This is a genomic window from Bacillus sp. LR_5, from assembly GCF_042709275.1.
This window is the reverse complement of sequence record NZ_JAVAXX010000139.1, coordinates 1-16427: the sequence shown is the minus strand read 5'-3', so window position 1 is coordinate 16427 and position 16427 is coordinate 1. Positions and strand designations below refer to the sequence as shown.

The window sequence follows — 16427 nt, the reverse complement described above, 5'->3', positions numbered from 1 at the left end:
TGTTTGGTGTGTCAGCAACAAGAACCAAAGATGCAATAAAACTAATTAAGGAGCTTGAGGATTCTGTCTTTGACGCAATTCTAATTCAGTTCCCACCTTATATTCAACCAACTCAGAAACAGGCCATTAGCTATATTAATGAGTTGCTGCAACACACAACTAAAAATGTAGTGCTTTATAATAATCCTTTTAGAACAGGATTTGAGCTAAGTGCTGAATCATTTGAAACTCTTATCAATCAAAAACATTCAAATCTTGTAGGACTTAAAGAAGAGAGCGATGCCAAACGTCATTCAAGTACAAACTTACCGGATGACTTTGTGATGTTCGCTGGTGGTGATATCAATCTTCCGGAAAAAATACTTAATGGTTGTAATGGGCTGTCCAGTATGGTTGGGAATGTATATCCAAAGGAGATTAAACAACTATTTAATCAATTAATTTTGAATAAACCAGTTGATCTTAGGAAATTAAACGATTTAATTATTGAAGTTACAAGCGGTCAAGCAATAATGAATATAAAGAATCACTATAACTCTTTGGGAATAAAAGTAGGGCCATGTCGTTCCCCAATTAATTGATTATAAGAGTGATTTAGTATTTATATACTTACAAACCAGTAACGATTTCACTGCTTGTAATCTTATTATATTGATGAAACACAAGTGTAGTTGAAGCAGTAAATATATTGCAACTTAAAGGTGTCATTGGGTTATACGGAGGGTCAATATTGATCATGGGTAATTCACAATTAACAAATTACGTAGGACAATCGCGGTTGGATTTAAAGCCTAGGATAGGATGGCTTATCATAGGTATCATCCTAATTGGTGCAAACCTTAGAGCCTCACTAACATCAGTTGGTCCGCTAGTAGCTGCAATTCGTGATGACTTGGGGATTTCTAATACACTGGCAGGAGTCATAACCACAATACCTTTACTTGCTTTTGCATTTTTATCCCCTTTTGCTTCCAATTTAGCTCGGCGTTTTGGTATGGAGTTAACCCTATTGATTTCCTTAGTGATATTAACAATTGGGATTGGTGTACGTTCTTTTGTTGGAAAAGAAACATTATTTATAGGAACTGTTTTAATCGGATCATCTATTGCCATTTGCAATGTTTTATTACCCAGTCTTATCAAATATAACTTTATGAAGAAAATAGGTATGATGACAGGACTTTATGCAGTATCTATGAATTTATTTGGAGCTGTTGGCTCTGGTATAAGTATTCCCATTTCGTCATCTTTGGGTTTGGGGTGGTCAGGAGCGCTTGGATGTTGGGGACTTTTATCTCTGCTCACCATTTTCATTTGGCTACCACAACTGCAATATCAACAAAAGTCTGTTCAGGTTGAAAAAACTAGGGAGGAAGTTAAAGCAATAAGCTTATGGCGTTCAAAGCTAGCTTGGAATGTTACGTTATTTATGGGGTTTCAATCTTTCATTTTCTACACAGTGATTACATGGATACCTGAAATTCTTGAAGAGAAAGGGTTAAACACTCATGAAGCTGGCTGGACGTTGTCTTTAATGCAACTTGCTATGCTTCCTGTAACATTTCTCGTTTCTATTTTAGCTGGACGTTTAAAAAGCCAGCGGTTATTAGTAGCTGCATCTGCTTCTCTACTAATTTTTGGGTTTGTTGCTATCATATATGGGGATAAACTCCTTATGCCTTTATGGATGATCATAATTGGAATCGGAATTGGATTTGCATTTAGTTTAGCTATGATGTTCTTTAGTCTGCGTACTCAAAATGCTAACGAGGCAGCTGAACTTTCAGGTATGGCTCAATCTTTAGGTTATCTTCTATCTGCTATAGGGCCTGTTTTATTTGGATGGTTACACGACATTACACATAATTGGACTGTTTCTTTACTTATGTTAGTTTTTACTTCAGTTATTGTTTTGATCTCGGGTATAGGGGCAGCGAAAAACGAATATGTACCCATCAAGGGATCGAGTTTAAAGTCACTATAATAGAGACAGACTAAAAAAAGTAGAACAGGTGCATAATTGTACACTCTTATGCCCCTTTTCAAACTGTATCTATTCATTTCCTAAAGGAGGCACTAGATGGAATTAAAACAACTTGAATATTTCTATGCAGTATGCCAAGAACTTCATTTTACAAGAGCAGCTGAAAAAGTAGGAATTTCTCAGCCTTCTTTAAGTCAACAAATTAGATTATTGGAACATGAAATTGGCACTCCTTTATTCGATCGTATTGGTAAAAAAACAGCACTTACTGAATCAGGAAAGCTTCTCTTAAAGTATACTCGCAAAATTTTTTATGAGGTAGAACAGGCTAAAACCTCAATAGATGAATTGAATGGGCTTCAAAGAGGGACAATTTTGGTTGGAACTTTGTTGACAGTCGAGGATTACCTTATCACGCCTACTTTACTGAATTTTCACCAAAAATACCCTGGTGTGAAGATATCCGTTTTTGGGCTGCGCACTGGGGACATTCACAAACAACTCATAGAAAATAAGTTGGATTTGGGGATTGTATTCTTACCTATGAAAGGCGATGAATTAGAATCAATTTCTTTATCCACAGAGGAAATGGCTTTTGCAGTGCCTAAAGGTCACCCGTTAGAGAATCAGGAAATGTTAGATGTAGAGGTGCTAAAGACAACACCCTCGATTTTACTCCCTCAACAGTATTTTATTAGGAAACTTATAGATGAAGCTTGTAAAGACTTAGGGTTCTTTCCTAAGCCGATTTTTGAAATTACAACCATGCAATCTTTAATTAATATTGTTATTAAAGGGGTAGGAGTAACAATACTTCCTAAACCTTATTTAGAGTACCTTAATCATCCTAATATAAGAATCATTCCAATTTTAATATCTAATCTTTCTCGTGAAATTGGAGTTGTTTATAGAAAAGATAAATATTTGAGTACTGCAACTCATGCTTTTATTAGTGCTCTTAAAGAAACTGTATTTCATTCAAATTAACTAGTGGAGACCTTGATTTGTTTTGAATACAGGACAAACTAACTCAGATCAACAAATGGCGATTGGAGGGGTATCATGAATAGACAAATTATTCATTTAGCTGTTGGAAAACCTAATGAATATGATTGGAATAATAGAAAAGAAATGTCCGCGATAGGTAAGTCTACTGTATCATCTATTGAGCTGAAAAAATCCGGTTTCGTTGGTGATGATGTTGCTAACCACAAGTTCCACGGTGGTGTTGATCGAGCAGTATGTTTATATCCATTTGAGCATTATTCTCATTGGGAACGAATGTTTAATAAAAAAATGACTCCGCCTATTTTTGGAGAAAACATTACTGCAACAGGCATGTTGGAAGAACAGGTTTGTATAGGTGATGTGTATAGAATAGGTAGTACCATCATTCAGGTAACACAAGGAAGAGTGCCATGTGCAACTATATCGAAATACAATGAAGAGAGAGATTTTCTGAAGAAAGTGGTTGAAACATGTCTAACCGGTTATTTTTTTCGGGTGCTAAAAGAAGGGACGATTGAGTCTAGTTCAGAAATAGAGCTTGTTGAAAAGGACCCATGTGAAATATCTGTACTTTCTGCCACACAAGTTCTTTTTCATCAAAAAGAGGATAAAAAATCAATTGAAGAAATATTGAAAATCGATGCTCTCGCAGAGGATTGGCGGAAAAGGTTTTTAAAACTGTTATGAGTTCCTAGCATGGAGTTGTTCAAAAAATTTGATTCGTTGAAATTTAGTTATTGAAATTTTCGTAGATGGAATGTGGAATTTTAGGAGTTGAAATATATGTTTGGAATTCATGATCTTTTTTTGTTTGTATTGTCATCATTTGTTTTTATAGCTGCTCCTGGCATAGACGCTGTGTTTGTATTAAGCAGAAGTATCTCAAATGGCAGAGCAAGTGGTTTTGCTGCATCTGCTGGAATTGCTACCGGTGCTTTTGTTCACACAATACTTGCTACTGTTGGATTATCTATTATCTTAGCTAAGTCGGTTGTTCTGTTTACTGCTATAAAACTTGTGGGAGGGCTATATTTAATCTACATTGGAATGAAAGCACTTCTTAAGAAAAATGACGGAATAACTTTAAAGGATGCAGCTAACGAGACGCTTAAAAAACATTATATCCAGGGGGTTATTACAAACATCGCTAACCCTAAAAACATTCTGTTCTATTTATCGTTTTTGCCTCAGTTTGCATCAACATCAGGGTCGACTGTATCATTGTCATTTCTTATTTTAGGGAGCATCTTCGCCGTTATAGCTTTATTGTGGTACATTTTAGTCACGTACTTTTCAACTATGGCCACAAAAACACTTAAAGACAACAATAAATTTAATAATATTCTCAATAAAGTCTCTGGAACAGTATTTATTGCTCTTGGGTGTAAGTTGATGGTTAGTCAAAAATAATTTTTAAGGAGTAGACATAAATGTCTACTCCTTAAAGCAGCCGTCCAAGTATATGTCATATCGTCTCCTTAGTTCAAAAATATAAAACTAATATTAGGGAGTATAGGGGAGAGAATAATGTGGAAATAATCGCAACTATTTTAGTAGGGATCGTAGTATTAGAACATTTATTCATTATGATCCTTGAAATGTTTTTTATTGATTCAAAGGCGGCAAAACGCGCGTTCAAATTGCCAAGGCATTTAGAAGGAGATCGAAACGTAGCCGTTATGTTTGCAAACCAAGGTTTATATAATGGATTTCTAGCTGCTGGTCTCATTTGGGGACTTATACTTGGGCTCAATCCAATTGGCTATATGGTTCAATTATTTTTCGTAATTTGTGTGGTAGTAGCAGCCATTTTCGGAGGTTTCACATCAAATAAATCAATTATTGTGAAACAAGGACTTCCAGCTATTTTAGCACTAGTTACCCTTTTATCTGTGATGTAGATCCCAAGCATTTTAATAACAAGAGCCCTTTTTTGAAAAAAGTATAGAACATGTAAGCATTGAGTTGTCAATTATGATGTTCCTTAATTGGCAACTTTTTTATGAAATCAAATGAGTATGTATTGATTATTCTAAGGCCAAGTGGGTGAATAACCCGTGGAGGTTCAAGTCCTCTCGGCCGCATCCCAATAATACCCAGGGTTTAATCACCTTTGGTATTATTTTTTTGCGGAAAATACGGCAACAAATGTACCACATTGTCGAGTCACTAAAAAAGTGCTGACCTCTGCACAAAACCGTTGCGCGAGTCTGCACTTTTATTCTGCAAGATACACTGTCCCTTTCATCGATTATGGGGAGTTTATTTAATCTGTTGTTAGCCGCGCTGATACTTGGCCTTTAGAAGCTTTTTTTAAGTGGCTAAAACCAACAAATTTTTTGCCTTCTTCATCCCATAGGCGGAACTTTAACGACTTGAGACTTGTTGCCAGTGTAATGGTCGGAACGTTTTGCAATGGTTCAGTGTTGTTATGCACTTTTTCAAGCTTATAGTTTGGGACTCTCGGGCTTAAATGATGAACATGATGGAAACCGATATTTCCTGTTAGCCATTGCATAACTTTTGGTAGCTTATAAAAAGAACTCCCTTCAACTGCTGCTTTTACATATTCCCAATGCTCATCTTCTTCAAAATAAGAATCCTCAAACGTGTGCTGAATATAAAACATCCAAATTCCGAGAGATCCTGATATCATAAAAATGGGCACCTGAACCAGCAGGAAGTTTTGCCAGCCAATAACCCAACATAAAAGTGCTGCCAAAGTGACGATCCCCAGGTTCGTTACATACGTATTCATCCGTTCTTTGCGTTTTGCCCCTTTACGATTAAAACGATTGGTAATCCCGAAGACGTAAATCGGCCCAATCATAAACATAACAAACGGATTTCTGTACAAACGGTACTTTATTTTTGTCTTAGTTGAGGCTTTCTTATATTCCTCAACGGTCAGTACCCAAATATCGCCTGTACCACGTTTGTCCAGATTGCTGCTTGTTGCATGATGGACAGAATGGTCGTGTGCCCAATGATCAAAGGGATGCAGAGTCAGAATTCCTGTTATTGTTCCAAGGATTCGATTCGCCTTTCTGTTCTTAAAAAAGGAATAGTGGCAGCAATCATGAAAGATGATGAAGGTTCTTACTAAAAAACCTGCCGCAACGACAGAAACCGCTAATGTAAAGAAATAAGAAATCGACAAACTCTTATATGCCAAATACCATAAAAGGATAAATGGAACCAATGTGTTAATGATTTGACAAATACTTTTTTGTAAATCGGACTTTTCATAAGGTGTAACCAGTTTTCTCAAAGTCCTTAGGTTTTGTTCTTTCATTTTTAAAAGTTTCTCCTTCCCTGTTGATCTTCTAAGTGTAGAAAACGTTTTATAGCCTTTGAAGGCCCAACGTCATACACCACATATATGATAAGTATTCTTCCCATCTATCTGTGAAAATTATTGGAAATGATAAACTGATTTCCAGTTCAATTACATCTTTATTAGCAGAGCCAGCCGGGATACAAATGGTGTATGAAGATTATACCCGGCTCTTTATCGGGCCAAACTCGCTCACTGCTCCCCTATGGGAATCGATTTATTTAGATCGTGAACATTGATTGTTTGAGGTGAAAAGGTTTTGGAAAGTGATAATGAAGTAATGGGGATATCCATGAGTGACTGTTTGGAAACATCTGCAGTAACAAAGTTTTACAAGTGAACAGCCCTGCCTTTAAAAGATTATCTTTTACTTGAACAAGAAACAGCTGAGCTTTTTGACAGTCATTAATGAAGTACTATTAAGCAAAAAAAAGGTTTGAAGACACTCGTGATTCATTTTCACAGTGTTTTCAAACCATAGTTATTAATAGGCCTCTTATTCGCACTGGCATCCATATGTTTAACAAATAATGCCATGAATAAAACGACAATATTAATTTGCAGTTATTTCCGTTTCGTGTTATGATAAAGAAGAATTATTTTTGTTCGGTGTAAAGGATAGTATGAATATTGACTTTTCGTCTTGATGATACTTTGGGCAAGGATAGTATACACTGTGTGGTTACACACTAGGAGGCAACAAAAATGGAACAAGGTACAGTGAAATGGTTTAATGCAGAAAAAGGTTTTGGCTTCATCGAACGTGAAAACGGAGACGATGTATTCGTACACTTCTCTGCAATCCAAAGTGACGGATTCAAATCTTTAGACGAAGGTCAAAAAGTAACGTTTGACGTTGAGCAAGGTGCTCGTGGAGCTCAAGCTGCTAACGTTCAAAAAATTGCTTAATCTTCAATCGTTTATACAAACAGGCTCTTTCTATAGGGCCTGTTTTTTTTATGTTCTCTTAATACTCAATAAAAAACCCTACTCAACGTTCGAGTAGGGAGATGCTACAAGGTAATAGAAAAAGATTTAAAACTTCAAAGGTTTGTTTACAGTATAACATACTGGATTGACAATATGCGGAATGTATATAAATTAATTACTTTTCTTTTCGAATGCAACTGCATTTTATTCATTCTTTTTTCACTAACCTGCCCGTTAATTTAACTACAAGATTAAATGAATCATAAAAATGATTTCTAGTTCTAGAACTTCGTCATTTTTTTATTGTGGCCATATATTTAGATGTTAACAACCCGTGTATCTCTTTTATGAAAAGAAGATACACAATTACTATTCACTGTCGCAGTGGATATAAGAAATTCTTAAAGATAGAGTGGAAATTGAATGTTTTATCTACAAGAAATAATCACTTAGAGATACCTAAAACAATGAAAGCCCTACCTCTCTTCCATCCTTACGGCTCCTTGTCCGTGCCAGTGTGAATCAGGATTACAAACATCAAGTGACTATTTCATCGAGTTTTTTTGATAAAACTTCAAATGTTGTAGAAAAAATGTAAATAATAAAAATGGATTAGATTGTAGGAATAACAAAAGAGGTTAATGTTTTATTAGTAAGTTGAAGAAGTTGAACGTTTTTGAAATGGCTTTACTTTTTATCGTGATATTATCGAAAAATTCGGGATTTTCATGCGATACATTCTCTATAATTAACCTTAACAAAAACTTTTTATTTGTTTTTCAGTGATTCCTTTAATTACTTCCAGTTCACTAATCAAAAATTCATATGCATTATCCAACATTTTTTTTTCGCTTGCATTAAGTGCTTTTTCTTTCTTCATACGCAGTAAATCACGTACAACTTCAGCGCCTTCTTGTATTTCACCCGTTTTTATTTTGTTCGTGTTTACTATATACCTTTGCTTCCACGGCAGTAACCTATCTGATTCTCCATGCTGAAAAATGTGTATAATGTGTTTTAATGCACGTATATCAGTAACTGGTCGTATACTTGAGCTCAATATTTTACGCGTTGGAATCATAACTTGCATATTACTAATCGTCATCTTTATGACATAATACTGTTGTTTTTTCCCTAAGATTTCTTTTTCTTCTATGGCTTCAATTATACCTGCTCCGTGCATTGGATAAACAATGTTATCGCCAATTTGAAACATATCATCCACCTCCATGTATGGTAACCTTCTTAAGATTACCATATATGGAGGTGGAATATCAAAATTTTAATAATAACATGATCAATTTTTCGTTGTCAATAACTTTTTTTAGAAAATCAGATCAAGCAAAAACAATAGGGAACGTGTCGGATTCCCAATAAAGGAAAGGGCAATGGTCCGTGTATATCCTGAAACCCGACTAATTAACATCAATCAGTTTTTCATTGAAAATGAGTTATTAAATCTCCTTTTTAGGTATCTTTTTTGTAAGGGATTTCTGTATTGCTGTTAAATTCAATATCTTTACATGAGCAGCAAGATTCCCTGCCCCTTTCATTGGCTTATTATTTTCTTGTCTTAATTTCAGAGGCGTGATAAAATACCGATTAACCAAACATCCTATGTTTGATAAGTGCTTTACAGGAGGATAAACACATGCTTCAGAAAACAAACCGGCAGACGCTGGTTGAGCAAGTCGCTCTACAAATGGAAAGTTTGATCGAATCAGGCAAGTGGGGTGTCGGGATGCGCATTCCGGCCGAGCCGGAGTTGATGAACGAGTTGAATGTTAGCCGCAATACATTAAGGGAAGCAATTCGGGCATTGATACATGCAGGACTCTTGAAGACGAAACAAGGTGACGGAACTTATGTCTGCTCTTCAAGTGCTTTGGGAGTCGTGTTGAAAAAACGCATTTCGCGTACCGATACGTTGCAAACATTAGAAGTTCGGTATGCTCTCGAACGTGAGGGGGCCCATCTTGCTGCACAACGCAGAACCGACGACGAGGCCCGCGAACTTCTTCTCCAACTGGAACGCTGCGAGGCAGCGGCAGAACTCGGTAACATTGATGACTTTGTAACGGCGGATATCCGTCTACATCAAAGCATTGTCAAGGCGTCGCATAATGAAATACTGATCGAAATATACAACCATATCGCTGAAGCGTTACAAGATTCGATTACAAGCCTGACTAGTTTTGAAGTCGATACGGATTTTTTGGAAATGCACCGACAACTGGTCGAAGCGATTGTCGGTCAGGACGCAGATCGTGCCGTGGAAGCAGTTCATCGTTATATCCAGGAATCGAAGGATGTTATCGCTGTTGAAGAGGGGGAGCGTCCATGAGCGTACAAAGTGATACCAAACCAACTGGGTTAAAGCGTCCGCTCTCATTGAGTTGGCCGATCATCATAGGCATCGTCCTTATATCATTGACGATGCGGTCACCGCTAACGTCGGTAGGCCCACTGGTAGGATCGATTCGCGAGTCCCTTGGATTATCGCATACCGCGGCAGGCTTGCTCACGACATTGCCGTTGCTTGCTTTCTCGCTTCTTTCCCCCTTCGCGCCTATCTTGGCGCGCCGCTTCGGGATGGAACGGATCATACTTTATGCATTGGTTCTTCTCATGGCAGGTATTGCTGTCCGCTCGCTGACCGCAACAGTTCCTTTATTTGCAGGCACCGTTTTGCTTGGGCTCGCGATTGCGGTGTGCAACGTGCTAATTCCAGGTCTTGTTAAACGGGATTTTTCTCATAATGTCGGTCTTATGACAGGGCTGTATTCAGTGTCGATGAATTTATGCGGTGCGATAGCCTCCGGTGTAAGTGTCCCGCTCGCCCGCAATCTCGGTTTTGGCTGGAATGGCGCACTTGGAATCTGGGGCCTGCTCGCTCTGGTAGCCGCACTATTCTGGTTTCCTAAAGTGCGGGCGAGTCACGCGTCAGCCATGATAACTACTAGCGGTACGTCGACGCGGCGAAATCTGTGGCGTTCACCGCTGGCATGGATGATTACACTTTTTATGGGATTGCAGTCTCTGCTTTTCTATGTTTTGATCGCTTGGTTACCTGAAATCATGGCAAGCCGGGGCTTGAGTGAAGACAGCGCTGGTTGGATGCTATCGCTATTTCAATTCGCTTCGCTTCCCGTATCATTCATCGTACCGATCGTTGCGGGACGCATGAAGAATCAGCGTTTATTGGTTGTCATGATGACTGTCCTATTTTTTGTTTCATTGGGTGGCCTTTATTTCGGCGATAATGCACTGATTTTGTTATGGACAATTTTACTCGGGTTTGCTGGGGGATGTGCGTTCAGTTTGGCTATGATCTTTTTAAGCTTGCGGACGAAAGATGCCTCCGATGCGGCTTCTTTGTCCGGTATGTCGCAATCTGTTGGATATTTGCTGGCTGCAACAGGACCGACATTGTTTGGTTTGCTCCATGACGTCACGGCAAGCTGGAACTTCCCAATATTACTGTTGCTTATGGTCAGCATTCTGCTGTTCATATTCGGCCTGGGTGCGTCAAAAAATCACACGGTATAAAAGGGGCTTTGCTTCAGTAAAGCTCTTAAGAACCCATGAATTGCCTGGTGGGGACAATCCCGTGGAAATTCAAGTCCTCTTAGCCGTATCAATGAAACCAAGGGTTATAGATCCTTGGTTTTTTTTATGTTTCTTTGGACGAATGAAATAACTAGGAGTGAACATCACAAGTTAAGGGGAATCGATAAAAAGTGGAAAATAATGAGTTGTTTATCTATACTAAAGAATAAAAAGGAATTGGATGTTTATTTTTGAAAACATTTACTCTTTTTTGTTCAAGACATGGTCTGAACAGGAATAAACAACAATGTATAACATCGTTGCAACCGTAAGTTGACAAAGTGCATTTGCTGGAAGATAGAACGGGGAGCGTTGTTTTCATAAAATGTAGTCATCAAAGCAAAGGAGTTCTAAACTATGACATTTGGTGAAAAACTTTTTAAGTTACGAAAAGAAAAAGGACTGTCTCAGGAAGCTTTAGCTGAAAAAGTAAACACGACAAGGCAGGCGATTAGCAAATGGGAAAATGGGCAAGGGTTTCCTGAAACCGAGAAACTTTTAATGATTGGAAACATTTTTGAAGTGTCAATTGATTATTTGTTAAAAGATTCTGTTGAGCCGCATCGTGACAATAAAGAAGGATATTATGTAAGCAGGGAAATGGCAGATGGCTTTTTATTGCATGAGCGCAAAGTTTCCAAATATGTTTCTTTCGGACTGAGCCTGCTTATTTTATCCACTGTCCCTTATTTGGTTTTTAAACAAGAACCAGCCATCTATACACTCCTTATCATGATCATAGCTGTACTCGGCATTGGGGCTATTGTGACAGGATTGATTACGGTAGAAGATAAATACAAGGTACTCAAGAAAGAAGCTCTGATTTTTGACCAAAATCATCATAAAGAACTGACAGTAAAATATAAAGATATGAAAAGACGGTATGCTGCTGTCATGGTTGCTGGTGTTTGTTCAATTGTAGCAGGCGGAATTCCTTTTTTTCTGGAAAGAAAACATATAGTCTCAGGTTTCAATTCCTACTATCCGGTTTGTGTGGTTTTGATCGCTACTGGTGCGTACATTTTAATTCGCACCTTGCCAATAATCGAAGCTTATCAAATCATGGCTAAAAATGAAGAGTATATAAATAGATTCGGTTTTAAGCTAAGTAAGAAAGTGAGAAAAAGAGTGGATGATTTCTAATAATAGGTGCTAACCAATTTTATTCAGGAAAATCGTGATTAAAAAGAGCCTAAAAAAGTTCTTTTTTCATTATAGAGGAGAAAAAAAGATAGGAAGCTTACAGACAGATATTCTGACCTAGGTTCATAGGAGATCACCTGATATTTTCATTATCCGTGGAAATGAAGAGCTATCAAATGATTAGTATCATATGAGCATTGAGGCGAGATGAAACATAAAAAAGGGGAGATGATAAATGAAGATCAGCCGAATTCTCAATATTTACTCACTTTGAAGATGCAGACAGCGCTTTTCAAAATTGCCGCAGATCGAGTTGGTGCATAAAGAGGAAGGGATTAGCCCCTTCCTTAAAGACCCTTCAATTCCTCTTACTTCATCGTAAAATATATTACTTTTTTGAAACCGGTATCCAAATTTCACTTTTAAAAGATGGCGATGTTACATCCTTATGCTCGTTCCACAGTATTTCTGGACCTTCTATTTGTTCATAATTTGATGATGGAAACCATTCGGAATAAATGCGTCCCCATACGTCTTGCAGTGTATTCGGAAATGGTCCGATTGCTTCGAATACAGCCCACGTTGAGGCAGGAACTTCAAGCCGTGATAAGTTATCTGGACACTGTTTCGTTGTGGCTGCGCCAATATAGTGATCAAGCTCTCCATTCTCCTCCATCCGACCTTCAGAAAAATTCGTGGATGCACTAATGAGTCCTGATGGTGCTACATTAGAAAGCTCTTTTAGTTTATTTATTGCTTTTTCATCTAAACTTTCCCACATAGATGCAATTTCCGGATTAATCCCATTGAAAATAATAGGAACTCTTTTTTTAATGCCAACGATGCGAAATGCCTCTTTTTCTTCAATACGGTAATTCATTTCATTTCCTCCTTTGATTGATAGCTGGAAGGTCATTCGTGGATAGGCTTTAAGGGAATGGCCATTAAGTCTGGCTTTTGATGGGTTTATGCCATGTAAATTCTGGAATGCCCGCGCAAAAGAATCTGGTGAGTTATAACCGTACTTTATTGCAATGTCAATCACTTTTACATTGCTGTCTTTCAGTTCAAAAGCTGCAAGAGTAAGACGTCTGCGACGAATATATTCCGATAATGAAATACCTGCAAGGAAGGAAAACATCCTTTTAAAATGATATTCAGAGCAGAAAGCAAGCTTTGCTACTTCTTTAAAATCAATATCATTTGTGAGGTTTTCTTCAATATACTTTAATGCTCTATTCATCCTTTTAAGCGAATCCATTTATTTGACCTCCTTTAACAAAAGAATAACAGGAGTGAAATGTATCTACCCGACATTCCGTGCACCGTTTTGCAGGATAACTCATATGAAATAAAGTAAGTTCTTCACCTGTATTTGTACAGGTTTTTTAAACATTCTATAAAGACATGTGCATACTGCAACAATTATTCAGTTGTTTATTTTGAAATTTCTTTTGCTCCTATTGATCTAGCAGTGATGTAAGTTCTAAATTGCCTAATTTCCATTAAATTGTTATATTGTTAGATAAAGGTTCCAATACTTAATTTGGCGAAAAGAGAGTGAGGTTGTCAAGAGGCAATGTAAACGAATTGATATTGCTTGGATAATGAAAATAAGCGAAAAATACAGAATTCACTAGAAGAATTAATGAAAAATAGAATTGCATTCATATTCTGCAGTGAATAACATAAAATGGTTATGGAAATTGAAAAAAAGCAGGATACCCGTTTTTAGTACATTTGAAAAAGGAGTTATAACGTTGTTAAAAAGGTTTTCTTTGGTTTTTCTTACACTGATTATGTCTATCATTGTTTTACTAGTAGCTGGTAAAGATTCACCTGGAGATCATGTCATTTCATTTGATGAGCCTATTATTTTAATGATCTCAATTGGGATCGTTATATTTTTATTCATCCCTCCTTTAGCCATGTCCTTTTTTGGTAACTTGGTTGTAAGAATAATTTCAGGAGTATATCAATGTTTTATCGTTTTAACTTTTCTGGGACTCATTCCAATTGGATTTCTTATTCCCAATGGCTTTTTGACAATTCTTGTTTCTGTTGCAGGAACTTTAGTCAGTATAGCTAGTGTTGCAGTAACCTTATGCGTTGGCAAGAATAAAAAAGTTACATGATAATCGAATTGTTATTTTTTCAGATTGTCAGTGAAATAATAAAACAAGGTGAGAAGGCTATATGAGCCTTCTCTTTTTATGTTATGGACATGGATATAGCCCTTGATATTTTTTGTTGTTGCATCATCTCCACTTTAAGCTTAATCTATTGAATAATAAGAGAAGGAACCTATAGAAGAATAAAATAAATACCGAGATGTCAAAAATAAAACTGACTGGGCTTCATTAGTGTTAATTCACGTAAATGTATGACGAACCATTAAACCTTTATTAAAAATGCCTGGAAAGAGGGGAATTCCTTCATGACAAATAGCAGAACGAATCTTAAGGTTGATGAATTTTTAAGTAAAGCGAAAAAGTGGAAGGAAGAATATGAGAAGTTGAGAGCTATCGTTCTTGACTGTGAGCTGACCGAAGAATTTAAGTGGAAGCATCCTTGCTACACGCTTAATAATAAGAACATCGTTTTAATACATGGATTTAAAGAATATTGTGCGCTTCTGTTTCACAAAGGTGCCTTGTTACAAGATGCCCATGGGATTCTCATCCAACAAACGGAGAATGTACAGGCGGCACGCCAGATTCGGTTTACCAATGTTCAGGAAATTGATGAAATGGAAACGATCTTGAAAGCCTATATTCATGAGGCCATTGAAGTTGAAAAAGCCGGGTTGGAAGTGGATTTAAAAAAGAATACAGAATATAAAATTCCTGAAGAACTTCAAAATAAATTCGATGAAATCCCTGCCTTGAAAACTGCTTTTGAAGCATTGACCCCGGGACGGCAAAGAGCATACACTCTTTATTTTTCTCAAGCCAAACAATCCAAAACCCGAGAATCGAGAGTCGAAAAATATTTGCAAAAAATTCTCGATGGAAAGGGATTAAAGGATTAGTAATTTTCCGTAACTCTAAGTATTACTAGTTACTCGAACTCTTCGGATTCCTAAAAACAAAAAAGATTCGAAAGAAGCAATAATTAGTGTGTGCATTGAAAAAATAGATACGCTGAAATGTCGAGGATGTGTAAAAAAACCTTAATTAAAAGTTAATCAAGGCCTAAATATCAATAAATTAAGTTATATGCGTTATCTTTTCATCCGTAATATATTGTATTTAAATAAAAGCGTTATGCCTAAGTTCATTAGAAAATGTACAACAAAAGGTACTAAAATATTGTTCGTGTCAAAATATATCCACCCGAAAGTCAAACTTAGGATGCTTATATTTATGAGCATCATAGGCTTTTGAAAGTATTGGATATGAAAACCTAAGAAAATTAGAGTGGCAGTTATAATTGCAATCCATTGGTTCTCTATGAATATAAAAAGCAAATTTTGAATAGTTCCCCTGAACAAAAGTTCTTCAAATAACGCACCTGCAAACATAAAGGCAACAATACTTAACAGTGAATAATTTTGATAGCTCTTGTTTGTATCGTCAATATATTTGGAGGGAATGGAAAGCGATAAAATTACACCAAACAAAAGCAGAGCAAATGAAGCAATAAATACATGCAGTATCATTCTGATTGGTTTATCGAATGACAGGAAATTTTGAATCGTGAGTACATCATAAACCATTAGCATAAAAATGATAGCCACGCAAATGAATGTAAAAGAAGAGAATACGAAAACAGCGTCTTTTGGATTGAAATCCTTTTTTATTTTCTTGGTTTCGTCTTTTATATTTTCCATGCTTACCTTCTTTTCTGTATTTTTAGATGAATGAAAAACACTTTATATCTCTATTTTGTAGAAGGCACTCGCCGAAAAACAGTGCCCGTTTCGTGCCCCCTGCCTCTTTCTAGGAAGGAGACATTCAAAAGTTAGTTAGTTGCCGATTGCTTTTTGAGTTTCATGAGACTTCCAATAGATGTTGATGCTATAAAAGCTCCAGCAAAACTAATACACTGAGGGTAATCAAATTTTGCTTCTGGCAAAAGAATACCAGTAATAAATAAAGTAAAACCAACTAAAATTCCAGTAACTCTAATTTTCATGATGTAATGCCTCCTGCAAGTAGATAGGAAGAATTATACATTATGTTGCTGGATACCGCATCTCAAAAAGGTTGAATAAGGCCCGAGCAAACAAATAATGGAACACGTTTTTTACTGTGATGTTGCTCAAAAGAATTATAGTTTGCTGTTATAGATAACGTGAATGTAATAGTTCAACCACGTTTAAGATCTAAGAGGCTGAATATGGAGTCAGAGTTTGAAGGAATTAGCTACTATATGTAGAAGAAAAACAAGCATATTGTTATATGCTTGTTTTTC

At 36.7% G+C, this 16427-nt stretch carries 18 protein-coding genes; 13 read left to right on the top strand and 5 right to left on the bottom strand.

What is annotated here, in order from left to right; all coding sequences use genetic code 11:
• The 6 genes from RAC86_RS22880 to RAC86_RS22855 form a co-directional block, all read left to right on the top strand.
• Positions 1-581 (top strand): dihydrodipicolinate synthase family protein (locus tag RAC86_RS22880; protein WP_377886053.1); only part of this gene is annotated, 581 nt, incomplete at its 5' end.
• A 155-nt stretch (positions 582-736) separates the two neighbouring features.
• Positions 737-1984, top strand: coding sequence for a CynX/NimT family MFS transporter (locus RAC86_RS22875; RefSeq protein ID WP_072566813.1), 1248 nt, complete (start codon positions 737-739; stop codon positions 1982-1984).
• 96 nt (positions 1985-2080) lie between these two features.
• Positions 2081-2971 (top strand): LysR family transcriptional regulator, encoded by an 891-nt coding sequence (locus RAC86_RS22870; protein WP_377886052.1) that lies wholly within the window; start codon positions 2081-2083, stop codon positions 2969-2971.
• Between the two features lie 75 nt (positions 2972-3046).
• Entirely contained in the window at positions 3047-3679 is a 633-nt protein-coding gene (locus RAC86_RS22865; RefSeq protein WP_072565782.1) for an MOSC domain-containing protein, read from the top strand.
• 96 nt (positions 3680-3775) lie between these two features.
• Complete coding sequence (locus RAC86_RS22860) at positions 3776-4402, top strand: LysE family translocator (protein ID WP_072565783.1); 627 nt, start codon at positions 3776-3778, stop codon at positions 4400-4402.
• 119 nt (positions 4403-4521) lie between these two features.
• The gene (locus RAC86_RS22855) at positions 4522-4893 is read left to right on the top strand and encodes a DUF1304 domain-containing protein (protein WP_072565784.1); all 372 of its coding nucleotides are present in this window, start codon (positions 4522-4524) and stop codon (positions 4891-4893) included.
• Positions 4894-5258: 365 nt separating this feature from the next.
• Here RAC86_RS22855 and desA read toward each other — a convergent pair whose 3' ends face one another.
• A complete protein-coding gene (gene desA / locus RAC86_RS22850) occupies positions 5259-6287 on the bottom strand; it encodes a Delta(5) desaturase DesA (protein ID WP_072565785.1) in 1029 nt (342 codons plus the stop codon).
• Between the two features lie 113 nt (positions 6288-6400).
• Here desA and RAC86_RS22845 point away from each other — a divergent pair, with 113 nt between their 5' ends.
• Together RAC86_RS22845 and cspC are read left to right on the top strand one after the other, a co-directional pair.
• Positions 6401-6568 carry a molecular chaperone TorD family protein gene (locus RAC86_RS22845; RefSeq protein WP_080490478.1) on the top strand — a complete coding sequence of 56 codons (168 nt, stop codon included), beginning with the start codon at positions 6401-6403 and terminating at the stop codon, positions 6566-6568.
• 466 nt (positions 6569-7034) lie between these two features.
• A complete protein-coding gene (cspC, locus tag RAC86_RS22840; protein ID WP_061186258.1) occupies positions 7035-7238 on the top strand; it encodes a cold shock protein CspC in 204 nt (67 codons plus the stop codon).
• A 775-nt stretch (positions 7239-8013) separates the two neighbouring features.
• Here cspC and RAC86_RS22835 read toward each other — a convergent pair.
• Entirely contained in the window at positions 8014-8475 is a 462-nt protein-coding gene (locus tag RAC86_RS22835; protein WP_041521131.1) for a CarD family transcriptional regulator, read from the bottom strand.
• Positions 8476-8910: 435 nt separating this feature from the next.
• Here RAC86_RS22835 and RAC86_RS22830 point away from each other — a divergent pair, with 435 nt between their 5' ends.
• From RAC86_RS22830 to RAC86_RS22820, 3 genes are all read left to right on the top strand, one after another.
• Positions 8911-9603 (top strand): FadR/GntR family transcriptional regulator, encoded by a 693-nt coding sequence (locus RAC86_RS22830; RefSeq protein ID WP_072183282.1) that lies wholly within the window; start codon positions 8911-8913, stop codon positions 9601-9603.
• The gene (locus RAC86_RS22825) at positions 9600-10808 is read left to right on the top strand and encodes a CynX/NimT family MFS transporter (protein WP_072565786.1); all 1209 of its coding nucleotides are present in this window, start codon (positions 9600-9602) and stop codon (positions 10806-10808) included. The genes RAC86_RS22830 and RAC86_RS22825 overlap by 4 nt, the downstream gene beginning before the upstream one ends.
• Positions 10809-11225: 417 nt before the next feature.
• Positions 11226-12011 carry a helix-turn-helix domain-containing protein gene (locus RAC86_RS22820; RefSeq protein ID WP_061186260.1) on the top strand — a complete coding sequence of 262 codons (786 nt, stop codon included), beginning with the start codon at positions 11226-11228 and terminating at the stop codon, positions 12009-12011.
• Between the two features lie 388 nt (positions 12012-12399).
• Here RAC86_RS22820 and RAC86_RS22815 read toward each other — a convergent pair whose 3' ends face one another.
• Positions 12400-13272 (bottom strand): AraC family transcriptional regulator, encoded by an 873-nt coding sequence (locus tag RAC86_RS22815; RefSeq protein ID WP_072565787.1) that lies wholly within the window; start codon positions 13270-13272, stop codon positions 12400-12402.
• Between the two features lie 499 nt (positions 13273-13771).
• Here RAC86_RS22815 and RAC86_RS22810 point away from each other — a divergent pair, with 499 nt between their 5' ends.
• Both RAC86_RS22810 and RAC86_RS22805 read left to right on the top strand, forming a co-directional pair.
• Positions 13772-14146: a hypothetical protein gene (locus RAC86_RS22810; RefSeq protein WP_193427798.1), complete on the top strand. Its 375-nt coding sequence runs from the start codon at positions 13772-13774 to the stop codon at positions 14144-14146.
• 302 nt (positions 14147-14448) lie between these two features.
• Positions 14449-15042 (top strand): YdeI/OmpD-associated family protein, encoded by a 594-nt coding sequence (locus RAC86_RS22805; RefSeq protein WP_072565788.1) that lies wholly within the window; start codon positions 14449-14451, stop codon positions 15040-15042.
• A gap of 192 nt (positions 15043-15234) precedes the next feature.
• Here RAC86_RS22805 and RAC86_RS22800 read toward each other — a convergent pair whose 3' ends face one another.
• Both RAC86_RS22800 and RAC86_RS22795 read right to left on the bottom strand, forming a co-directional pair.
• On the bottom strand, positions 15235-15843 hold the full coding sequence (locus RAC86_RS22800) for a CPBP family intramembrane glutamic endopeptidase (RefSeq protein WP_193427799.1): 609 nt from the start codon (positions 15841-15843) through the stop codon (positions 15235-15237).
• Positions 15844-15974: 131 nt separating this feature from the next.
• The gene (locus RAC86_RS22795; protein ID WP_193427800.1) at positions 15975-16148 is read right to left on the bottom strand and encodes a hypothetical protein; all 174 of its coding nucleotides are present in this window, start codon (positions 16146-16148) and stop codon (positions 15975-15977) included.
• Positions 16149-16427 lie beyond the last annotated feature (279 nt).

Bases quoted from the DNA above. Each gene is read 5' to 3' on its own strand.
- RAC86_RS22875 (WP_072566813.1), top strand. From the start codon at position 737: ATGGGTAATTCACAATTAACAAATTACGTAGGACAATCGCGGTTGGAT.
- RAC86_RS22870 (WP_377886052.1), top strand. From the start codon at position 2,081: ATGGAATTAAAACAACTTGAATATTTCTATGCAGTATGCCAAGAACTT.
- RAC86_RS22865 (WP_072565782.1), top strand. From the start codon at position 3,047: ATGAATAGACAAATTATTCATTTAGCTGTTGGAAAACCTAATGAATAT.
- RAC86_RS22860 (WP_072565783.1), top strand. From the start codon at position 3,776: ATGTTTGGAATTCATGATCTTTTTTTGTTTGTATTGTCATCATTTGTT.
- desA (WP_072565785.1), bottom strand. From the start codon at position 6,287: ATGAAAGAACAAAACCTAAGGACTTTGAGAAAACTGGTTACACCTTAT.
- cspC (WP_061186258.1), top strand. From the start codon at position 7,035: ATGGAACAAGGTACAGTGAAATGGTTTAATGCAGAAAAAGGTTTTGGC.
- RAC86_RS22835 (WP_041521131.1), bottom strand. From the start codon at position 8,475: ATGTTTCAAATTGGCGATAACATTGTTTATCCAATGCACGGAGCAGGT.
- RAC86_RS22830 (WP_072183282.1), top strand. From the start codon at position 8,911: ATGCTTCAGAAAACAAACCGGCAGACGCTGGTTGAGCAAGTCGCTCTA.
- RAC86_RS22825 (WP_072565786.1), top strand. From the start codon at position 9,600: ATGAGCGTACAAAGTGATACCAAACCAACTGGGTTAAAGCGTCCGCTC.
- RAC86_RS22820 (WP_061186260.1), top strand. From the start codon at position 11,226: ATGACATTTGGTGAAAAACTTTTTAAGTTACGAAAAGAAAAAGGACTG.
- RAC86_RS22815 (WP_072565787.1), bottom strand. From the start codon at position 13,272: ATGGATTCGCTTAAAAGGATGAATAGAGCATTAAAGTATATTGAAGAA.
- RAC86_RS22805 (WP_072565788.1), top strand. From the start codon at position 14,449: ATGACAAATAGCAGAACGAATCTTAAGGTTGATGAATTTTTAAGTAAA.
- RAC86_RS22800 (WP_193427799.1), bottom strand. From the start codon at position 15,843: ATGGAAAATATAAAAGACGAAACCAAGAAAATAAAAAAGGATTTCAAT.
- RAC86_RS22795 (WP_193427800.1), bottom strand. From the start codon at position 16,148: ATGAAAATTAGAGTTACTGGAATTTTAGTTGGTTTTACTTTATTTATT.